Genomic DNA, 19,025 nt, shown 5'->3' on the forward strand with positions numbered 1-19,025 from the left:
GGGACGGTTCACGGCTGCGGGCTCCTGTTCGGCTGCGCGGCGGCTGCGGGCCGCGGGACGGGCTGCGGTCAGCGGGTGCGGTTGAGGGTCTGCAGGGCGGATCTCAGCAGTCCGCCGAGGTCCGGCCGGCGGCCGGCCGCCCGCTCGGCCTCGGCCTCCGGGGTGACCGCGGCCACCGCCTCCTCGGCCTGGCGCGGCTGGTATCCCAGGCCGACCAGCGCCTCGTGAAGCTGCTGGTCCCATGGGGCGGGACCGGAGGCCGGTGCGGCGCGGACGGCACCCGGCCGGTCCGGGCCGGCCGGGGCGCCGAGCCGGTCCCGGAGCTCCAGCAGCAGCTTCTGGGCGCCCTTCTTGCCGATACCGGGGACGGCGGTGAGCGCCTTCTCGTCCCCGCCGGCCACCGCCCGGCGCAGGGCGTCGGGGCTGTGCACGGCCAGCATGGCCTGGGCCAGCCGGGGGCCGACGCCGCTGGCGGTCTGCAGCAGTTCGAAGACCTGCCGCTCGTCCTCGTCGGCGAAGCCGTACAGGGTGAGGGAGTCCTCCCGGACCACCAGGGAGGTGGCGAGCCGGGTGTGCTGGCCGGCCCGCAGCCCGGAGAGGGTGCCGGGGGTGCAGTGCACGGCGATGCCGATGCCGCCGACCTCCACCACCGCGGTGTCCGGCGCGAGCGCGGCGACCGTCCCGCTGACGAAGGCGATCATGTGGGGCTGCCCTTCGGAACTCGCGCGGTCTCCCGCTCCCGGGCCTCGTCCAGCCGCTGCTGGGCGGGGCCGCGCCAGATGTGGCAGATGGCCAGGGCCAGGGCATCCGCGGCGTCCGCGGGCCGGGGCGGCCCGGCCAGCCGCAGCAGCCGGGTCACCATCGCGCCGACCTGGGCCTTGTCCGCCCGGCCGGAGCCGGTGACGGCGGCCTTGACCTCGCTGGGGGTGTGCAGGGCGACCGGCAGCCCGCGGCGTGCGGCACACAGCATGGCCACCGCGCTGGCCTGGGCGGTGCCCATCACGGTGCGGACATTGTGCTGGCTGAAGACCCGTTCCACGGCCACCGCCCGCGGCCGGTGCTCCTCCAGCCACTCCTCCAGGCCCTGCTCGATCAGCAGCAGCCGCTCCGGTACCGGGAGGCCGGCCGGGGTGCGGATGACGCCGACCGCGGCCATCCGCAGCGGGCGCCCGGCCGCGCCCGCCACCACGCCGACGCCGCACCGGGTCAGTCCCGGGTCCACGCCGAGCACCGGGCCCGCGGCAGGAGCGGGGGCCGCTCCCGGTGCGCGGGCGGCGGAGGGGGTGGCGGTCATGGCTGCTCCCGGATACGGCGTCGTTCCTGCTTTCCGCTCCGCAGCGTAGTGGCCGCCACCGACAGCCGGCCGGAGACGCGGGCCGGGCACCGGACCGGCGGGGTCAGGCCTCGACCCTGGCCATGACCTCGTCGGGCACGTCGAAGTTGGCGAAGACGTTCTGCACGTCGTCGCTGTCCTCGATGGCGTCGATCAGCTTGAAGATCTTGCGGGCACCCTCCTCGTCCAGTTCCACCTGCATGGTGGGGACGAAGTTGGCCTCGGCGGAGTCGTAGTCGATGCCCGCCTCCTGGAGCGCGGTGCGCACCGCGACCAGATCGGTGGCCTCCGAGATCACCTCGAAGTTCTCACCGAGGTCGTTGACCTCCTCGGCCCCCGCGTCCAGCACCGCGGCGAGCACATCCTCCTCGGCGAGTCCGGCCCGGGGCACGATCACCACGCCCTTGCGGTTGAACAGATAGGCCACCGAGCCGGGGTCGGCCATCGAGCCGCCGTTGCGGGTCATGGCCACCCGCACGTCGGAGGCGGCGCGGTTGCGGTTGTCGGTGAGGCACTCGATGAGGATGGCCACGCCGCCCGGCCCGTAGCCCTCGTACATGATGGTCTCGTAGTCGGCGCCGCCCGCCTCCAGACCGGCCCCGCGCTTGATGGCGCCCTCGATGTTCTTGTTGGGCACCGAGCTCTTGCGGGCCTTCTGCACCGCGTCGTAGAGGGTCGGGTTGCCGTCCGGGTCCGGGCCCCCCAGCCGTGCCGCGACCTCGATGTTCTTGATCAGCTTGGCAAAGAGCTTGCCGCGCTTGGCATCGATCACGGCCTTCTTGTGCTTGGTGGTTGCCCACTTGGAGTGGCCGGACACAGCCCCGCTCCTTCGTTATGTCATCGACAGTCAACAGAACCGACGCCCGAGATCCTACCGCCCGACGCCTCGCGGCCGGACTCCCCCGCCGTCCGCACCATGGCGGTGAACAGGGCGTGCACCCGGTGGTCGCCGGTGAGCTCCGGATGGAAGGCCGTGGCCAGCAGCGATCCCTGCCGGACCGCGACCGGATGGCCGTCGTAGGAGGCGAGCACCTCCACCCCCGCGCCGGTGGACTCCACCCAGGGCGCACGGATGAAGACGCCCTCCACCGGACCGCCGGGGACGCCCGCGAGGTCCAGGGCCGCCTCGAAGGACTCGTTCTGCCGGCCGAAGGCGTTGCGCCGCACGATCATGTCGATGCCGCCCACCGTCTCCTGGCCGGAGCGCGGGTCGAGGATCTTGTCCGCCAGCATGATCATGCCGGCACAGGTGCCGTAGACCGGCATGCCGCTCCGGACCCGGGCCCGGAGCGGTTCCATCAGGCCGAAGGACACGGCGAGTTTGGACATGGTGGTGGACTCCCCGCCGGGGATCACCAGGCCGTCGCAGCCGGCCAGCTCGCCGGGACGGCGGACGGCCACGGGTTCCGCGCCGGAGGAACGCAGCGCGGCCAGGTGCTCGCGGACGTCGCCCTGGAGGGCGAAGACGCCGATGACGGGGGTGGTCTCGGGGACGGACACGGTGGTTCCTCTCGGGTCGGGCCGGACCGGGTGCCCGGCCGGGCGGCGGCGCGGGCGGCGCGCCGGCTCCGGGGAGCCCCGGCGGGCCGCCCGCGGGGGCGGGTTCACCAGCCGCGGCCGGCGTACCGCTCGCTCTCCGGGAGGGTGTCGCAGTTGATGCCCACCATGGCCTCGCCGAGGTTGCGGGAGACGTCCGCGATCACCTCGGGGTCGTCGTAGAAGGTGGTGGCCTTGACGATGGCGGCGGCCCGCCGGGCCGGGTCGCCCGACTTGAAGATGCCGGAGCCCACGAACACGCCTTCGGCGCCGAGCTGGCGCATCAGCGCGGCGTCGGCCGGGGTGGCCACGCCGCCCGCGGAGAACAGCACCACCGGCAGCCTGCCCAGCCCGGCGACCTCCTTGACCAGCTCATGGGGGGCGCGCAGCTCCTTGGCGGCGGCGTACAGCTCGGTGTCGTCCAGGCCCTTGAGGCGGGCGATCTCGTTCTTGATCTGGCGCATGTGGCGGACCGCCTCGACCACATTGCCGGTGCCGGCCTCGCCCTTGGAGCGGATCATGGCCGCGCCCTCGGAGATCCGCCGCAGGGCCTCGCCGAGGTTGGTGGCGCCGCACACGAAGGGGGTGGTGAAGGCCCACTTGTCGCTGTGGTTGACCTCGTCGGCCGGGGTGAGCACCTCGGATTCGTCGATGTAGTCCACGCCGAGCGCCTGGAGGACCTGCGCCTCCACGAAGTGGCCGATCCGGGACTTGGCCATGACCGGGATGGAGACGGCGTTGATGATGCCCTCGATCATGTCCGGGTCGGACATCCGGGCCACGCCGCCGTCCTTGCGGATGTCGGCGGGCACCCGCTCCAGCGCCATCACCGCGACGGCACCGGCATCCTCGGCGATCTTGGCCTGCTCGGGGGTGACGACATCCATGATCACGCCGCCCTTGAGCTGCTCGGCCATGCCGCGCTTGACGCGCGCGGTGCCGGTAGCGGGAGCCTGCAGCGGGCCGGGCTGAGATGTGCTGGGGGACGTGCTGGACACGGGTTGACCTCACTCGTCAGGATTCGTCGGGTCTTGTCAGGGCTTATCAGGGCTTGTCAGGGCTTTCCGGGGTCGGTCGGGAGACGGGGCAAAACCAATGGTAGAGCCATGGATTCGGGTACCGGACGGCGCGGGACTCCGGCCGGTGCCGGTCACCGGTGCCGGTCACCGATGAAACCGCGCGGTCCGCGCGGTGCGGAAGGGCCAATCGGCGCCGGGTGGACCGCTCGCCGCCCCGGGCTCAGGAACGGAAGGCCGCGGTGGCGCCGGTTCCGTTCCCGTTGCCGTAGGCGGCCAGCACCTCGGGGGCCTCGTCGTCCATGTCGAAGGCCATCGGGAACGGCGCGTGCCCGGCCAGCCGGAACCAGCGCACCTTGCGGTGACGGCGCAGCGCCCGGGCGGCCCGCACCGCGTCGTTGTGGAAGCGGCGGGCCATCGGGACCCGCCGCACCGCCGCGGCGAGTTCGGCGACCGCCTCCGGTCCGCCGGGCACCTCGCTCACCGCGGTGAGCTGCTCCCGGCTGCCCAGCACCGCGCGCAGGGACTGGCTCAGTTCGCTCTCCGCGACCTCCCGTTCGTCCTCGGGCGCCCGGCGGGCGGCGTGCGCCGCCTGGTAGAGCACCATCGCCGAGGCCGGATCGAAGACCCCGGAAGTGGCCAGCTCCAGTGTGGCGGAGGCCCGGCGCAGCAACTGCGCGTCGAGCGCGGCCCGGGCGGCGTCGATCCGGGCGTGCAGCCGGTCCAGCCGGCCGGCGGTCCAGCTCAGGTAGACGCCGATCAGCAGCAGGACGACGGCGATCCAGATCACGGTGGTCACGGCAGGCCACAGTACCCGGGCCGGGCACCGGTACCGGCGGTCCGGGGGGCCGCGGCCGTACGGGCCGTACGGCGGGAGCGCGGAGCGTCAGCCGCCGCGGGACCAGAGGCGGGCCCAGGGGCTGATGCGGTCGTCCGGGGCCACGGTGGAGGCGCCCTCGGTGACCGTCTCGTAGACCGCCAGGACATCGGAGCCGACCGTGGACCAGTCGAAACGCAGCACATGGCGGGCGGCGCGCTCGCGCAGGGCGGCCCGCCGCGCCGGATCGCCCAGCAGCTCGGCGGCGGCGGCGGCCAGGGCGTCGGCGTCCCCGGTCGGGAACAGCTCGCCCGCCGTGCCGCCGTCCAGCACCTGGCTGAACGCGTCCAGATCGCTGGCCAGCACCGGGGCGCCGGCCGACATGGCCTCGACCAGGATGATGCCGAAGCTTTCGCCGCCGAGGTTGGGGGCGGCGTAGATGTCCACGCTGCGGAGCAGCCGGGCCTTGTCCTCGTCACTGATCATGCCGAGGAACTCCACCCGGTCCCGCAGGGCGGCGGGCAGCAGGCCGGCGGCCTCCTCGGCGTCGCCGCGCCCGGCGACCAGCAGCCGGGTCTCCGGCCGCCGCTCAAGGATCTGCGGAAAGGCCCGGAGCAGCACCGCCAGCCCTTTCCGGGACTCGTCGATGCGGCCGATGAAGCCGATGGTGGAGCCCTGCCACTCGGCCTTGGGCTCGGCACCGGCGAAGAAGCCGACATCGACGCCGTTGGGGATGGTGACCGCGTCGCCGCCGAGGTGTTCCACCAGGGTGCGCCGGGCGTATTCGCTCACCGCGATCCGGGCGCTGATCTTCTCCAGCGCGGGCTGGAGGATGGGGTAGGCGGCGACCATGGCCCGGGAGCGGGGGTTGGAGGTGTGGAAGGTGGCCACGATGGGACCGCGCGCCACCCAGCAGGTGAGCAGGGCCAGCGAGGGCGCGGCCGGCTCGTGCAGGTGCAGCACGTCGAAGTCGCCGTCGTGCACCCAGCGGCGGACCCGGGCCGCGGAGAGCGGGCCGAAGCTGAGCCGGGCCACCGAGCCGTTGTAGGGCACGGCCATGGCACGGCCCGCGGAGACCACGTAGGGCGGCAGCGCGGTGCCGTCGTCGGCCGGCGCCAGCACCGAGACCGTGTGGCCCAGCCTGCGCAGATGCTCGGCGAGGTCCCGGACGTGGAACTGCACGCCGCCCGGCACGTCCCAGGAGTAGGGGCAGACGATGCCGATCCTCACCGCGTGCTCACCCGGCCTCCGGCCGGTCGCCGCCGGCCGCGGCGCGGCGGCGTTCCCGGGCCGCCAGGTCGGCCGGCCAGAGCGGCTGGAGCATGTGCCAGTCCTCGGGGTGGGCCGCGATTCCGGAGGCGAAGCGGTCGGCCAGTTCCTGGGTCATGGCCCGGCCGCGCTCGGCGCGGGTGCCGGTCCCCGGCACCTCCACCGGCGGCTCGACGCGGCCCCGCAGCACCGGGGTGTCGTCGTACCAGAGGGTGGCCGGCAGCAGCAGGGCACCGGTGTGCTGGGCCAGCAGCGCGGGGCCGGCGGGCATCCGGGCGGGCTCGCCGAAGAACTTCACCTCCACGCCGGAGGCGGACAGATCGCGGTCGGCGACCAGGGCCACCAGGCCGCCCTTGCGCAGCCGGCGGGCGAGTGTGCCGAAGGCCTCTCCGCCGCTGTGCGGCAGCACCTCCATGCCCAGTGACTCGCGGTGCGCGACAAAGCGGTCGAACACGCTCTCCGGCTTGAGGCGCTCGACGACCGTGGTGAGCGGGATCCGGAGGGCGGTGGTGACATAGGCGCCGGCCAGATCCCAGTTGGCCAGGTGCGGCAGGGCCAGGATGACGCCGCGGCCGGACTCCACGCCGTCGGTGAGCCGCCGGAGGTTCTGCACCGCCACCCCGGCCCGGATCCGGCCGGGGCTCCACACCGGGAGCCGGAAGGACTCCATCCAGTAGCGCAGATAGGACCGCATGCCGGCGCGGGACAGGGCGCGCAGCCGGTCCGGCCCGGCGTCCGGCACCACCCGGGCGAGGTTGGCCTCGAGCTGGCGCACCGCGGTGCCGCGGCGGCGCCAGGCGGTGTCCGCGATCCGCCGGCCGAGGGCCACGGCGGCGGGCTCGGGAAGCCGTTTGACGGTTTCCCAGCCGAGTCCGTAGAGGGTACCGGCGAGCCGCTCGTTCATGCGCCGCCGCTCCCCCGGCCCGGCCGGTGCCGCCGGCCCGCGCCGGCGCCTGCGCGGCGACGGTCCCCGGCACGGTGGCCGGTGCCGCCGGTGCCGCCCGTTCCGCCCGTTCCGCCGGGGCCGCCCTCGCCGGTGGCCCCGGCGGCGCCGGAGGTGTCGTCCGGGCCGCCGGCCGGTCCGCCCGCCGGACCGGCGTCGGCCCGTGCGGCGGCGTCGGCCTCGGCGGCCTCCCGCCGGATCGCCACCATCCGCTGCACCAGGGTGATCAGGCTGCCCGCCGCGACCGTCCACAGCGCCACCGGCAGCAGCACCCCGATATGCGGTACGCCGAAAAGAGTGAAGCCGGACAGGCCGGTGAGCACCAGGGTGATCACCATCCGCTCGGGCCGTTCCACCAGCCCGTTGACCCGCACCGGCAGGCCCATGCTCTCGCCGCGGGCCTTGGTGTAGGACACCACCTGGCCGCTGCCGAGGCAGACCAGGGCGACGGCGCAGAGCAGTTCGTTGTCGCCCTTCCCCGCGTACCACAGGGCGATGCCGGAGAAGACCGCGGCGTCGGCCAGCCGGTCCAGCGTGGAGTCCAGGAAGGCCCCCCAGCGGCTGGAGACGCCGAGCTGGCGCGCCATGTTGCCGTCGATCATGTCGGAGAAGACGAAGAGCGTGATGACCACGGTGCCCCAGAAGAACTGGCCCCGGGGGTAGAACGCCAGGGCGCCGGCCATGACGCCGAGGGTGCCGACCAGGGTCACCGCGTCCGGGCTGACCCGCAGCCGGAGCAGCAGCGCGGCGAAGGGGGTGAGGACACGCGTGAAGAAGGCGCGCGCGTACTTGTTGAGCATGGCCTTCCCGGTGATGTCTGTGAGGGGTGCCCGTGCGGACACCGGCGGGCCCATCGTAGTCACGGCCGCGGCGGGCCGGACGGGCGGGCCGGAGCGCGGCGTATCGCCGTGCCGTGGGCGCCAGTAGGCTGTCAGCGTACCGTTGTGCGGATCCGTTCCGGGGATTCGGGTTGTGCCCGTTCTTCCGGGGAAAGTGCCGCGTGACGGCGGCACCGCGGACGGTGACACCGCGGACACGGCAAGCGGTCGGACCCAGGGGGTGTGCCGGTGGCAGGGTTCCAGGACACGGGCAAGTTCACCATGAGCTTCGATCTCAGCCAGGGTGCCCAGATACCGCTGTCCGGCACGGCGGCGGGCGGGCAGACCGGCATCACCGCGGCCCTGGCCTCGGTCGCCTTCCGGGACGGCTCGCCCGACGCGATCCGCGAGGCGAGCGAGAAGTCCACGGTGAGCAAGCCCAGGATCTCGCTGCTGGAGCCGAATCTCGGGGAGGCGTTCACCCGCGCCCTGGAGCAGCGGATGCTGGCCGAGGACCGCAAGCCGCTGGTGCAGTCCTTCGGGGTGGATCCGCAGACGGTGGTGGAGCATGCGCTGGCCGCCAAGCGGCTGCGCCGGCAGCGGGATGCCCAGCTCACCATGATCATGGCGGTCTGCGGGCTGCTGTTCCTGCCCGGGGTGCTGGTCTGGCTCGGGCTGTTCCAGTTGCGCCGCACCTTCGCGGGGGCCCAGGACCGGCGGGCGGGCATCCTCGGCATGCTGGCGCTGGGCGTGATCGCGGTGCTGGTGGTGCTGCTGCTGTACCGGGCGCCGGTCTCCGGCCCGCTGCGCCTGTATCTGTGGGCGGCGCTGCCCGCTCCGGTGCTGGGCTGGCTGTGGGCGCAGCGGGTGGCCGAGCGGACCGCGCAGAGCCTGCGCGCGCAGTGGAGCGGTCTGCTGAGCGGCGGCAGCACGGGGGCCAAGATCCCCGAGGCGGTGCCGCAGAACCCCAATGACAAGGAGGCCGAGCGGCTGCGCGCCGGCCTGGCCAAGATCACCGCCGAGCAGGCCAGCAATCTGATCCACTACGCCGGGCCCGAGGGCATACTCGGGATGGGCATGCGCTGGTGCCAGTGGAGCCTGGCCGAGGAGTTGCAGCCGGCCGATCCGCAGCGGGACATCGACCCGTTCCGGGCCTGGGACGTGGTGCGGGCCATTCACGACCAGTTGCGGATGCTGGAGCGCGGGCCGCTGCACACCGGCGGCTTCCCCGCGGCGCCGAATCTGGTGCACTGGGTGGTGCGGCATGTCGGCGAGGGCGCGGGCGCGGTCTCCCGCCCGGAGGGCCCGGCGGCCGACGGCTACCAGTTCACCAATATCGAGGTCCAGCGGGTCTGCAACGAGCAGCACATCGACTCCGGCGACCGGCACTATCTGGGCGCGCAGTTCGTGCTGTGGGACGGCGCCCTGGTGGTCACCATGATGATCCAGGTGACGGTGCTGCACCGGGTCCTGCGGATCGAGGTGACCGGGCACATCCTGGGGCCGGTGCACGGCTTCTTCTTCAAGGGGCCGGATGCCAAGAAGCGCAAGATGCGGCATCCGGTGAAGTTCTGGCAGATGGTCGAACGGCCCGCCCCGCTGGTGGACGCCAAGGAAGTGGTGCGGCTGGCCGCGCGGGCGCCGCTCACCTGGCGCCCGGCCAAGCTGGACGAGCTGGGCGGCAAGCTCAGCCTGCCGGAGCCGTTCGGGCTGCGGCACACCTGGGCGGGCAAGCCCTGGCGGCACCGGTTCATGGCCGATGACGCGCTGCGGATACCGGCGCCGGTGGTGCTGGTGGTCTACGAGACGGCGATCCGGGTGCTGGCCGAGCACGGGGTGGACACCAGCGGTTTCACCGCCAAGGCGGCGGGCCTGCGCGGCGCGGTGCAGTCCGTCTCCCCCGGCACCCCGGACGAGATCGGCGGCTGAGCCGGGGACGGCGCCGGTGCCCGCCGTTCAGTCCCCGGCGGGCCAGGCGCCGGCGATCAGCCGCCGGGTCTCGGCCAGAAGCTGGGGCAGTACCTTGGTGTGGCCGATGATCGGCATGAAGTTGGCGTCCCCGCCCCAGCGCGGCACCACATGCTGATGCAGATGGGCCGCGATACCGGCGCCGGCCGCCGCGCCCTGGTTGAGACCGATGTTGAAGCCGTGCGGGGCGGAGGCATTGCGCAGCGCGGTCATGGCCTGCTTGGTGAAGACGGCCAGCTCGGCCGTTTCCGGGGAGGTCAGCTCGGTGTAGTCGGCCACATGCCGGTAGGGCATGATCAGCAGATGCCCCCCGTTGTAGGGGTAGAGATTGAGCGCGGCGTAGACCGTCTCCCCGCGGGCGGTGATCAGGCCGTCCTCGTCGCTCTTGCCGGGGATCACGCAGAACGGGCAGCCGTCGCCGGCGCCGGGACCGGTGGGCTTGCCCTCTCCCTGGAGATAGGCCATGCGGTGCGGCGTCCACAGCCGCTGGAAGGCGTCCGGGGTCCCGACTCCGATCTGCTGCTCCGGCTCGCTGCTCATGCGGGCCAGCATATGCGGCCCGGCCGGCGCCCGGACACGGCGCGGGGACGGCCGTGGCCGGCCGTCCCCGTGCCCGGCGTCAGACCTGGACGCGGTCGCGCACCGCGGCCTCGATCTCGTCCAGCGCCTGCTCGCGCGGCACACCGTTCTTCTGCGAGCCGTCCCGGTAGCGGAAGGAGACCGCGCCGGCCGCCATGTCGTCGTCCCCCGCGATGATCATGAACGGCACCTTGGCCTTCTGGGCGTTGCGGATCTTCTTCTGCATCCGGTCGGCCGAGGAGTCGGTCTCCACCCGCAGGCCGCGCTCGCGCGCCAGGCCGGCGAACTCCTCCAGGTAGGGCGCATGGGCGTCGCCGACCGGGATGCCCACCGCCTGCACCGGGGCCAGCCAGGGCGGGAAGGCGCCCGCGTAGTGCTCCAGCAGGACGGCGAAGAACCGTTCGATGGAGCCGAACAGCGCGCGGTGGATCATCACCGGCCGCTGCCGGGTGCCGTCCGCCGCGGTGTACTCCAGATCGAAGCGTTCCGGGAGATTGAGGTCGACCTGGATGGTGGACATCTGCCAGGTGCGGCCGATGGCGTCCCGCGCCTGCACCGAGATCTTGGGCCCGTAGAAGGCGGCGCCGGCCGGATCCAGGACCAGTTCCAGATTCTGCTTCTGGGCGGCCTGGCGCAGCGCCTCGGTGGCCTGTTCCCAGTTCTCGTCCGTGCCGATGGACTTCTCCGGGTCCCGGGTGGACAGCTCCAGGTAGAAGTCCCGCAGGCCGTAGTCGCGCAGCAGGTCGAGCACGAAGGTGAGCAGGTTGTCGAGCTCACCCGGCATCTGCTCGCGGGTGCAGTAGATGTGCGCGTCGTCCTGGGTGAAGCCGCGGGCCCGGGTCAGGCCGTGCACCACGCCGGACTTCTCGTAGCGGTAGACGGTGCCGAACTCGAAGAGACGCAGCGGCAGCTCGCGGTAGGAACGGCCCCGGGCCCGGAAGATCAGGTTGTGCATGGGGCAGTTCATGGGCTTGAGGTAGTAGTCCTGGCCCTCGTCCAGCTTCATCGGGGGGTACATGCCGTCGGCGTACCAGTCCAGATGGCCGGAGACCTCGAACAGGGTGGCCTTGGTGGCGTGCGGGGTGTAGACGAACTCGTAGCCGGCCTCCTCGTGGCGGCGGCGCGAGTAGTCCTCCATGGAGCGGCGGACGATGCCGCCCCGGGGATGGAAGACCGCCAGCCCCGAGCCGATCTCCTCCGGGACCGAGAACAGGTCCAGCTCGGCGCCCAGCCTGCGGTGGTCGCGCTTCTCGGCCTCGGCGAGGAACTCCAGATACGCCTTGAGCTCGTCCCGGGTCGGCCAGGCGGTGCCGTAGATCCGCTGGAGCTGGGGGTTCTTCTCGCTGCCGCGCCAGTAGGCCGCGGCCGAGCGCATCAGCTTGAACGCCGGGATCAGGCGGGTGGTGGGCAGGTGCGGGCCGCGGCACAGGTCCCGCCAGCACAGCTCGCCGCTCCGCGGGTCCTTGTTGTCGTAGATGGTGAGCTCGCCTGCGCCGACCTCGGCGGAGGCGCCCTCGGCGGCATCGGCCGCCGAGCCCTTGAGACCGATCAGCTCCAGCTTGTAGGGCTCCTCGGCCAGCTCGGCGCGGGCCTCCTCGTCGGTCACCACCCGCCGGGAGAAGGTCTGGCCGCGCTTGACGATCTCCTGCATGCGCTTCTCGATGCGCTTGAGATCGTCCGGCTGGAAGGGGGTGGCCACGTCGAAGTCGTAGTAGAAGCCGTCCCGCACGGGCGGGCCGATGCCGAGCCTGGCCTCGGGGTAGAGGTCCTGCACGGCCTGGGCCAGCACATGGGCGGTGGAGTGGCGCAGGATGTTGAGGCCGTCCGGGGAGGAGATCTCCACCGGCTGGATCTCCTCGCCGTCGGCGGGGCGGTGGGCGAGGTCCTTGAGCGCGCCGGCCACCCGCACGGCGATCACCGAGCGCTCCCCCTCGAACAGCGCGGCGGCGGTCGTGCCCGCGGCCACCACGCGCTCTTCCCGCTCGGAATCGCGTTGGATGATCACACGGACGTCCGCCACCGGTCTCTCCTGACTCATCGCTGGGCGGCGCGGCACTCGCCGCGCCCGGGAGTTGGGGGAATGGTACCGAGCAGCGGGAGGGCGCCGCGAAAGGGTTTGCGCCGCGGCCCGCGCCGCTCCGGCGGCCCGGACAGACGAAGGCCGGTCCGCGCAATCGGTGCGGACCGGCCTTGTTCCGGTGGGCGATACTGGGTTCGAACCAGTGACCTCTTCGGTGTGAACGAAGCGCTCTCCCACTGAGCTAATCGCCCGGAAGCGGTGCCCTGCGGCACGCAGAGAACCTTACAGGCCGCGCACGGACGCTCCAAATCCCGCCCGGGGAGAGCGCGGTGCGCCGGACCTCGCCGGGCCCGGCGCACCGGACGCCGCAGGGGCCGGAGAACACTGACGTGTCTCCGGCCCCTGCGGCACGGGGTGGGCGATACTGGGTTCGAACCAGTGACCTCTTCGGTGTGAACGAAGCGCTCTCCCACTGAGCTAATCGCCCGGAAGCGGTGCCCTGCGGCACGCGGAGAACTTTACCGCACTTCCCCGGCCCCTCCGCACCGCATTACCGGTGCCGCTCCCCGCCCGGGAGCCGGGGCGGGATTTTTCGCCGGACCTTGAATTCTGCCCAGCTCTCCCGGGTACCACACGCTTCAACGACATATCCACCTCCTCCATTCGAATGAGATCAAACCCGGCAAACCTCTCAGACGTGTTTACAACCGACCGGTACGTGGCATGTCGATGGGGCCGACGTGCGAACCCCCGAGCGCACACTGAGCGAAAGGCCCTGGCGCTTATGAACACCACGGTGAGCTGCGAGCTGCACCTGCGCCTCGTCGTATCGAGCGAGTCCTCACTGCCCGTTCCTGCGGGGCTGCGGTATGACACGGCGGACCCCTACGCCGTACACGCCACGTTCCACACCGGAGCCGAGGAGACCGTCGAGTGGGTTTTCGCCCGCGAGCTTCTCGCCGAGGGCCTGCACCGGCCCACGGGCACCGGTGACGTCCGGGTCTGGCCGTCGCGAAGCCACGGCCAGGGAGTCGTCTGCATCGCGCTGAGCTCTCCCGAGGGCGAGGCCCTGCTGGAGGCGCCCGCCCGGGCGCTGGAGACGTTCCTGAAGCGCACGGATGCCGCGGTACCGCCCGGCACCGAGCACCGCCACTTCGATCTCGACCGCGAACTCTCGCACATTCTCGCGGAGAGCTGAGGGGAGGGCTGAAGACCCGTCCGGTTCTGCGTGCCGTCTGACTCGGGGCGACGGCACGGAACCGGCGGTGAGCACCGGACCGGCGCCGCCGCGGTTTCCCGCGGCGGCGCCGCGCTGCCGCGAAACGGATACAGTTCCGGGGACGGAAAGCCTGCCCAGCCGGACCGGGAGCGAGCGAGGTGCTCATCAACCACGACACGCGGTGCGCGCTCGACCATGCGGTCGACCTGCTCAACACCGCACCTGACGACGAGGCCCCCGAAGGACTGCCGGATGTGGCCTCGCTGCGTCAGTTCGTGACCGTCCGCTCGGTCAGCGGGGTCCGGGTCGAGGCGCTGGGCGACGGCGATGTACGGGCCGTGCGGGCTGTCCGGGAGCGGTTCGCCGGGGTGTTCGCGGCCCGCACGGACCGGGAGGCGGCCGAGCTGATCAACGACCTGGTGGCCGAGGCCGGCACCACTCCGCAGCTCACCGATCACGACGGCCACGACTGGCATGTGCACTACTTCGCGCCGGGCGCCTCGCTGGCCGACCACCTCGCCGCGGACTGCGGCATGGCGCTCGGCTTCCTGGTGGTCGCCGGCGAGCGGGAGCGGCTGCGCCGGTGCGAGGCCCCGGACTGCGGCCGGGCCTTCGTGGATCTGTCCAGGAACCGCTCGCGGCGCTACTGCGACAGCCGGACCTGCGGGAACCGCCTGCATGTGGCGGCCTACCGGGCCCGGCAGCGGGAGGCCGGCTCCACGGTCGGCGGCTGAACCGGAGGCGGCACGGCCCGCCCGCGGCCGGCGGGCTCAGAGCAGCAGCAGGTCGTAGGCGGCCGAGAACAGCAGCAGCGAGCCGATCAGGCCCAGAAAGAACATCAGCGGCGGCTGCGAGATCGCGTACAGACATCCCCGCGGTTCGGGCCGGCCGCCGTCCGGGCCGGCCGCGGCCCGGACGGCGGCCGGGGGGCCGGCGGCGTCCTCGGCGGGGGGCCGCGGCCGGGGCAGCGGCCGGGTCACCGGCCGCCGCGCCGCGGCGGCCCCGCCCTCGGCCCCGGGACGGATCAGGCTCCCGGGCTCCCCGGCCGGGGCGGCGGGGGCGCCGGAGGAGCACCTTGTTGCACTGGAAGCGGTCTCCCGCGTGGTGTACGGCATCGCATGCCGATCATGACGCAGCCCGCGCACCGCGCGGTGGGAATCTCCCCGCCGGGCAGCGGTTTGGCTAGATTCCGTGCTTCTTCAGGATCTCCTCGATTTCGGAAAAGTCCTCTCCGTCACCGGATTTGGCCGCGGGGGCGCTGGAGCGTCCCTTGGGCAGGGCGGGCGGCGGCGCCTCGGCCGAGGGCTTCCTCCGCTCGGCCCGCGGCGCCCGCTCGGCCGGGGCCCGGCCGCGGTTCTCCACCAGTCCCGCCACCAGCATCAGCAGCACCGCGCCGCCGAGCACACCGAAGCCCATCCAGGCGACGGGGTTGACCGTCATATTGACGACGAACTTCACCACCCCCGTCATGGCCAGGCCCATCGGGAGCAGGGCGACCGCCGCGGTGCGCAGTCCGGCGGCCCAGCGACGGCGGCGCATGGCCCGGGCCGCGAACCACAGGCCGGCCGCGGTCAGGGTTCCGCAGACCGCGTAGATCGTCATCGTCAGCATGTCTTCCATCGTGCCTCCCCGGCGCCCGCGCCACCATGCCCGGACGCCGAAGATCAGGGATGATTCCGGGTTTCGGCCGTTACGCACGGAATCGGGCGGGCGGCGGACCGGGCCTGCCGGGACCGCGGGGGCGCCTGGGAGACTGGGGGCCATGAGTGACACGACCGGCCCGAGGGCCGATCTCGAAGTGTGGTGCGACCTCCAGTGCCCGGACTGCGAACGGGTGCTGCCCACGCTGGCGGCGCTGCGCGAGCGGTTCGGCGAGGCGCTGCGCATCCGGCTGCGGCACTTCCCGCTGCCCCGGCACCAGCATGCCGTGGCGGCTGCCGAGGCGGCGGAGGAGGCGTACGCGCAGGGCCGCGGCGACGACTTCGCGGCGGCGGTGCTGGCCCGGTGCGGCGAACTGGCCGCGCGCGGCCCCGAGGTGCTGCTGGAGGTGGCCCGGGAGCTGGGCCTGGACGCGGACGAGATCGACACCGCGCTCTTCGACGGCCGTCATCTGCTGGCCGTGGACGCCGATCATGCCGAGGGCCAGGCGCTGGGGGTGAAGGGCACGCCGACCTTCCTGATCGGCGGCAGCCTGCTGGACGCCTCGCGCAGCCAGGACGGCCTGCTGGAGCGGCTCGCCGCTCAGGTGGCCGGCCGGCTGCCCGCCGCCTGACCGCCCGCGCCGCCGCGCCCGGTCACAGCAGCGGCTTGGCGAAGAGGCGACGGCCGGCACGGTAGCCGAGCGCGGTGGCCAGCCGCAGCGCCGGGGTGTCCCCGGCCGGGAGTGCCAGCGCGAGACTCCGCCCGCCCGCGGCCCGGCACAGACGTTCCGCCTCCGCCAGCAGCAGACGGCCGAAACCCCGGCGACGGTACTCCTCGGCGACCTCCACGGCATGCACCCGGGCGTCCGGCCCGTCCGCCGGCCGGCCGCTCCCCGCGCCCGCGGCGGGCGGCGCCGTCTGCGCCCACAGGGTGCCCGCCGGGGTGCCGTCGAGGTGCAGCGCGCGCAGGGCGGCGCCCGGGGTGGCCGGGCCCTGCGGCAGCAGCCGGGCGTAGCGGGCCCCGGCCCGCTCGGCCGCCGCCTCCGGGCTCAGGCCCTGCGCGGTGAAGCAGCGGATGCGCGCGATGCGGTCGCGCTCCCGCCAGGCCGCGAACTCCGCACCGGTCAGCGCATGGAACGCCGCCCCGGCGGGCGGTGCGGGGACCGGCCCCGCCGCCGGCTCCGCCGCCAGCCGTTTGCCGAGATCCTGGCCGGTCTCGGTGTAGCCCAGCGCGCGGGCCAGGCCGAGCGCGGCCTCGGAACCGGCCGGGACCCGGACCTCGATCCGCCGGCAGCCCCAGGTGCGCAGCACTTCCTCGGCGGCCAGCGCGGCCACCGTGGCCCGGCCCCTGCCCCGGTAGGCGGCCTCCACGGTGAGCCGCTCCACCCGGCCGGTGGGCAGCACCTCCGACCACCGGGCCGCCAGCCGCACCTCGCCGACCGGCCGGCCGTTGACGCAGATGGCATAGGCGCGGGACCGGGTGCCGTCCGCGTCGCGCTCCTCGGGTCCGGTGGGCCGCAGAGTCGTGGTCATCGCGGCATGGTACGCCCGGCGGCCGGGCGGCGGGGCCCGCCCGGACCAGGGCTCAGGGGTCCAGGTCCGCCGCGGCGTTGCGGCCGAAGACCTCCATGGCGCGGGCGGTCACCGGGCCGGGGGCGGCGGGCAGGTCCCGGCCGTCCACCCGGCGGACCGCCTGCACATCCCGGGTGCTGGAGGTGAGGAACACCTCCTCGGCGTCCCGCAGTACCTCCAGGGGCAGATCGGTCTCCTTGGCGCCGGCCCACTCGATCACCAGGGCCCGGGTGATGCCCGCCAGGCAGCCGGAGCTCAGTGGCGGGGTGAGCAGCTCGCCGTCCAGCACCACGAAGACATTGCTTCCGGTGCCCTCGCACAGCAGCCCGGCGGTATTGGCGAACAGGGCCTCCGAGGCGGCCTGCTGACGGGCCCGGGCCAGGGCGATCACATTCTCCGCGTAGGAGGTGGTCTTGAGCCCGGCCAGCGCGCCCCGCTCGTTCCTGGTCCAGTCCACGGTGACCACCGAGGTGGTGTCCGGGCGGCGGGTGATCGGCAGATGGGCCACGACCAGGGTGGGCGTCGCGCCGTCCGCCCGCTGGGAGCCCAGGGGCGCCCGGCCGCCGGTCCAGGTGATCCGGAGGCGGCCCAGCGGCACCGGTTCCGCGGCCAGCACCGCCGCGCAGGCCCGCCGGATCCGCTCCGGGTCCGGGGCGGGCAGGCCGAGGCCGGCGGCCGAGACCGCCAGCCGGTCCAGATGGCGCCGCATGGCAAAGGCCGCGCCGTCGACGGTCTTGAGCGTCTCGAAGACTCCGTCGCCCACGGTCAGGCCGTGGTCGAACACGGAGACCTGGGCGCTGTCCGCGTCGTGCAGGCCGTCGTCCAGCCAGATCTTCACCGGTTACCTCGCAGTGGTCCGGGCGTCCCGGCCGGCGGGGGCCTCCGGCCGGGAGGCGACCGCCAGCAGCCGGGCAGCTTTGAGCTCGGTCTCCTGCCATTCTCGCCCGGGATCGGAGCCCCAGGTGATTCCCGCTCCCGTACCGAAGCGGAGCACGGCCGCGCCCGGGGTCCGTCCGGTCCAGAAGGTGCGGATCCCGACCGCCAGCACGCCGGTGCGGCGGTCGGCGTCCACCCAGCCGATGCCGCCGCAGTACGGGCCGCGCGGCGCGGTCTCCAGACCGGCGATGATGCGCAGCGCGCTGGACTTGGGGGCGCCGGTGACCGAGCCGGGCGGGAAGGTGCCGGCCAGCAGTTCGGCCCAGCCGGCGCCGGGCGCCAGCTCGCCGCGCACGGTGGACACCAGATGCACCAGCCCGGGGTGCTTCTCCACCACGCACAGCTCCGGCACGGTCACCGAACCGGGGGCGCAGACCCGGCCCAGGTCGTTGCGGACCAGGTCGACGATCATCACGTTCTCGGCGTGGTCCTTGGGGAGCAGATCGGCCTCGGTGCGGCCGGTGCCCTTGATCGGCCCGGAGTCCACGGTGCTGCCGCGGCGGCGCAGATACAGCTCGGGCGAGGCGGTGACGAGCTCCACTCCGTGCGCGGGGAGCCGGACGGTGCCGGCGTAGGGGGCCGGATTGCCGCGGGCCAGCCCGGCGGCGAGCGCCTCGATATCGGCGGCCGGGTCCAGCGGGGCGGACAGCACCCGGCACAGATTGGCCTGGTAGACCTCGCCGGCCGCGATGTGCTCGCGGATGCGGCGGACGGCCGCCGTGTAGGCGTCGCGGTCCAGCGAACTGGTCCAGGCGGTGCGCGGCGGGCCGGGCCAGGGACGGGCGGGCGGCGTGAGCGGGGCGGACCGTACCCGGTCGAACCGCGCGCACAGCAGACCGCCCTCGTAGTCGGCGACCACCGCCCACCAGCCCGCGGAGTCCAGTGCCGCCGGGTCGCGCGTCACATCGCGCAGCCCGGTGGCCAGGGTCTCCCCGAAGCGGGCCAGCGGAGTCATGTCGGGCACATGTGCGAGTCTAGGACGGCGGGAGCAGCCGCTCTCCGGCACGGCGGCCGCCCGCCCGGCGGCGACCGGCCGGGAATACCAAGTTTGGGGCTGCCCGGGGTATCCGCTAGAGTTCATGACGTCGCCGGAACGTCCACACGGACCGGCACACAGGACAACACCGGCGGACGTAGCTCAGTTGGTAGAGCACCACCTTGCCAAGGTGGGGGTCGCGAGTTCGAATCTCGTCGTCCGCTCTCGGGGTTCATCCCCACTGGTGGAGTGGCCGAGAGGCGAGGCAACGGCCTGCAAAGCCGTCTACACGGGTTCAAATCCCGTCTCCACCTCGGACGATTAGCTCAGCGGGAGAGCGCTTCCCTGACACGGAAGAGGTCACTGGTTCAATCCCAGTATCG

19 protein-coding genes, 4 tRNA genes and 1 pseudogene are annotated in these 19,025 nt (G+C 73.5%); 6 read left to right on the top strand and 18 right to left on the bottom strand.

Features of this window, described 5'->3' with window-relative positions:
* Window positions 1-68 precede the first annotated feature (68 nt).
* The 9 genes and pseudogenes from ruvA to pgsA all read right to left on the bottom strand — a co-directional run.
* Window positions 69-701 carry a Holliday junction branch migration protein RuvA gene (ruvA, locus tag BM242_RS22055; RefSeq protein WP_093840650.1) on the bottom strand — a complete coding sequence of 211 codons (633 nt, stop codon included), beginning with the start codon at window positions 699-701 and terminating at the stop codon, window positions 69-71.
* Window positions 698-1,294 (bottom strand): crossover junction endodeoxyribonuclease RuvC, encoded by a 597-nt coding sequence (gene ruvC / locus BM242_RS22060; protein WP_093840651.1) that lies wholly within the window; start codon window positions 1,292-1,294, stop codon window positions 698-700. Before ruvC ends, ruvA begins: the two co-directional genes overlap by 4 nt.
* A gap of 103 nt (window positions 1,295-1,397) precedes the next feature.
* The gene (locus BM242_RS22065) at window positions 1,398-2,150 is read right to left on the bottom strand and encodes a YebC/PmpR family DNA-binding transcriptional regulator (RefSeq protein ID WP_093840652.1); all 753 of its coding nucleotides are present in this window, start codon (window positions 2,148-2,150) and stop codon (window positions 1,398-1,400) included.
* A 20-nt stretch (window positions 2,151-2,170) separates the two neighbouring features.
* Complete coding sequence (gene pdxT / locus BM242_RS22070) at window positions 2,171-2,833, bottom strand: pyridoxal 5'-phosphate synthase glutaminase subunit PdxT (protein WP_093840784.1); 663 nt, start codon at window positions 2,831-2,833, stop codon at window positions 2,171-2,173.
* 104 nt (window positions 2,834-2,937) lie between these two features.
* Window positions 2,938-3,867, bottom strand: coding sequence for a pyridoxal 5'-phosphate synthase lyase subunit PdxS (gene pdxS, locus BM242_RS22075; RefSeq protein ID WP_093840653.1), 930 nt, complete (start codon window positions 3,865-3,867; stop codon window positions 2,938-2,940).
* Between the two features lie 241 nt (window positions 3,868-4,108).
* The gene (locus BM242_RS22080; protein WP_093840654.1) at window positions 4,109-4,684 is read right to left on the bottom strand and encodes a LemA family protein; all 576 of its coding nucleotides are present in this window, start codon (window positions 4,682-4,684) and stop codon (window positions 4,109-4,111) included.
* A gap of 87 nt (window positions 4,685-4,771) precedes the next feature.
* A complete protein-coding gene (locus tag BM242_RS22085; protein WP_093840655.1) occupies window positions 4,772-5,932 on the bottom strand; it encodes a glycosyltransferase family 4 protein in 1,161 nt (386 codons plus the stop codon).
* Between the two features lie 7 nt (window positions 5,933-5,939).
* A complete protein-coding gene (locus BM242_RS22090; RefSeq protein ID WP_093840656.1) occupies window positions 5,940-6,875 on the bottom strand; it encodes a phosphatidylinositol mannoside acyltransferase in 936 nt (311 codons plus the stop codon).
* A gap of 137 nt (window positions 6,876-7,012) precedes the next feature.
* Window positions 7,013-7,714, bottom strand: a pseudogene (pgsA, locus tag BM242_RS22095) (phosphatidylinositol phosphate synthase); the annotation flags it as partial.
* Window positions 7,715-8,014: 300 nt separating this feature from the next.
* On the opposite strand from pgsA, the gene BM242_RS22100 reads away from it, so the two are divergent.
* The gene (locus tag BM242_RS22100) at window positions 8,015-9,661 is read left to right on the top strand and encodes a hypothetical protein (RefSeq protein WP_175541537.1); all 1,647 of its coding nucleotides are present in this window, start codon (window positions 8,015-8,017) and stop codon (window positions 9,659-9,661) included.
* Between the two features lie 27 nt (window positions 9,662-9,688).
* Here BM242_RS22100 and BM242_RS22105 read toward each other — a convergent pair whose 3' ends face one another.
* From BM242_RS22105 to BM242_RS22120, 4 genes are all read right to left on the bottom strand, one after another.
* On the bottom strand, window positions 9,689-10,252 hold the full coding sequence (locus BM242_RS22105; protein WP_093840657.1) for an HIT family protein: 564 nt from the start codon (window positions 10,250-10,252) through the stop codon (window positions 9,689-9,691).
* A gap of 67 nt (window positions 10,253-10,319) precedes the next feature.
* The gene (thrS, locus tag BM242_RS22110) at window positions 10,320-12,299 is read right to left on the bottom strand and encodes a threonine--tRNA ligase (RefSeq protein ID WP_175541527.1); all 1,980 of its coding nucleotides are present in this window, start codon (window positions 12,297-12,299) and stop codon (window positions 10,320-10,322) included.
* A gap of 179 nt (window positions 12,300-12,478) precedes the next feature.
* A tRNA-Val gene (locus tag BM242_RS22115) sits at window positions 12,479-12,550 on the bottom strand.
* A 164-nt stretch (window positions 12,551-12,714) separates the two neighbouring features.
* Window positions 12,715-12,786 (bottom strand) — tRNA-Val (locus BM242_RS22120).
* 297 nt (window positions 12,787-13,083) lie between these two features.
* On the opposite strand from BM242_RS22120, the gene BM242_RS22125 reads away from it, so the two are divergent.
* The gene (locus BM242_RS22125; RefSeq protein ID WP_093840659.1) at window positions 13,084-13,497 is read left to right on the top strand and encodes an SsgA family sporulation/cell division regulator; all 414 of its coding nucleotides are present in this window, start codon (window positions 13,084-13,086) and stop codon (window positions 13,495-13,497) included.
* Window positions 13,498-13,676: 179 nt separating this feature from the next.
* The gene (locus BM242_RS22130) at window positions 13,677-14,252 is read left to right on the top strand and encodes a CGNR zinc finger domain-containing protein (protein ID WP_093840660.1); all 576 of its coding nucleotides are present in this window, start codon (window positions 13,677-13,679) and stop codon (window positions 14,250-14,252) included.
* A gap of 36 nt (window positions 14,253-14,288) precedes the next feature.
* On the opposite strand, the gene BM242_RS22135 is transcribed toward BM242_RS22130, so the two are convergent.
* Window positions 14,289-14,633, bottom strand: coding sequence for a hypothetical protein (locus BM242_RS22135; protein WP_093840661.1), 345 nt, complete (start codon window positions 14,631-14,633; stop codon window positions 14,289-14,291).
* A 67-nt stretch (window positions 14,634-14,700) separates the two neighbouring features.
* A complete protein-coding gene (locus BM242_RS22140; protein ID WP_245834394.1) occupies window positions 14,701-15,129 on the bottom strand; it encodes a hypothetical protein in 429 nt (142 codons plus the stop codon).
* A 151-nt stretch (window positions 15,130-15,280) separates the two neighbouring features.
* Here BM242_RS22140 and BM242_RS22145 point away from each other — a divergent pair, with 151 nt between their 5' ends.
* Window positions 15,281-15,790, top strand: a complete 510-nt coding sequence (locus BM242_RS22145) for a DsbA family protein (RefSeq protein ID WP_093840662.1) — start codon at window positions 15,281-15,283, stop codon at window positions 15,788-15,790.
* Between the two features lie 22 nt (window positions 15,791-15,812).
* Here the strand turns inward: BM242_RS22145 and BM242_RS22150 are convergent, their stop codons facing one another.
* The 3 genes from BM242_RS22150 to BM242_RS22160 are packed head-to-tail and all read right to left on the bottom strand — an operon-like array spanning window position 15,813 to window position 18,630.
* Entirely contained in the window at window positions 15,813-16,691 is an 879-nt protein-coding gene (locus BM242_RS22150) for a GNAT family N-acetyltransferase (RefSeq protein WP_093840663.1), read from the bottom strand.
* Between the two features lie 52 nt (window positions 16,692-16,743).
* Complete coding sequence (locus tag BM242_RS22155) at window positions 16,744-17,568, bottom strand: aminotransferase class IV (RefSeq protein WP_093840664.1); 825 nt, start codon at window positions 17,566-17,568, stop codon at window positions 16,744-16,746.
* 3 nt (window positions 17,569-17,571) lie between these two features.
* Window positions 17,572-18,630, bottom strand: coding sequence for a chorismate-binding protein (locus BM242_RS22160; protein ID WP_093840665.1), 1,059 nt, complete (start codon window positions 18,628-18,630; stop codon window positions 17,572-17,574).
* Window positions 18,631-18,793: 163 nt separating this feature from the next.
* On the opposite strand from BM242_RS22160, the gene BM242_RS22165 reads away from it, so the two are divergent.
* Both BM242_RS22165 and BM242_RS22170 read left to right on the top strand, forming a co-directional pair.
* A tRNA-Gly gene (locus BM242_RS22165) sits at window positions 18,794-18,866 on the top strand.
* 19 nt (window positions 18,867-18,885) lie between these two features.
* Window positions 18,886-18,956, top strand: a tRNA-Cys gene (locus tag BM242_RS22170).
* Window positions 18,957-19,025: the final 69 nt, after the last annotated feature.

This window comes from Streptomyces aidingensis (assembly GCF_900112355.1).
In the GTDB taxonomy this organism is placed as follows: Bacteria; Actinomycetota; Actinomycetes; order Streptomycetales; family Streptomycetaceae; genus Streptomyces; species Streptomyces aidingensis.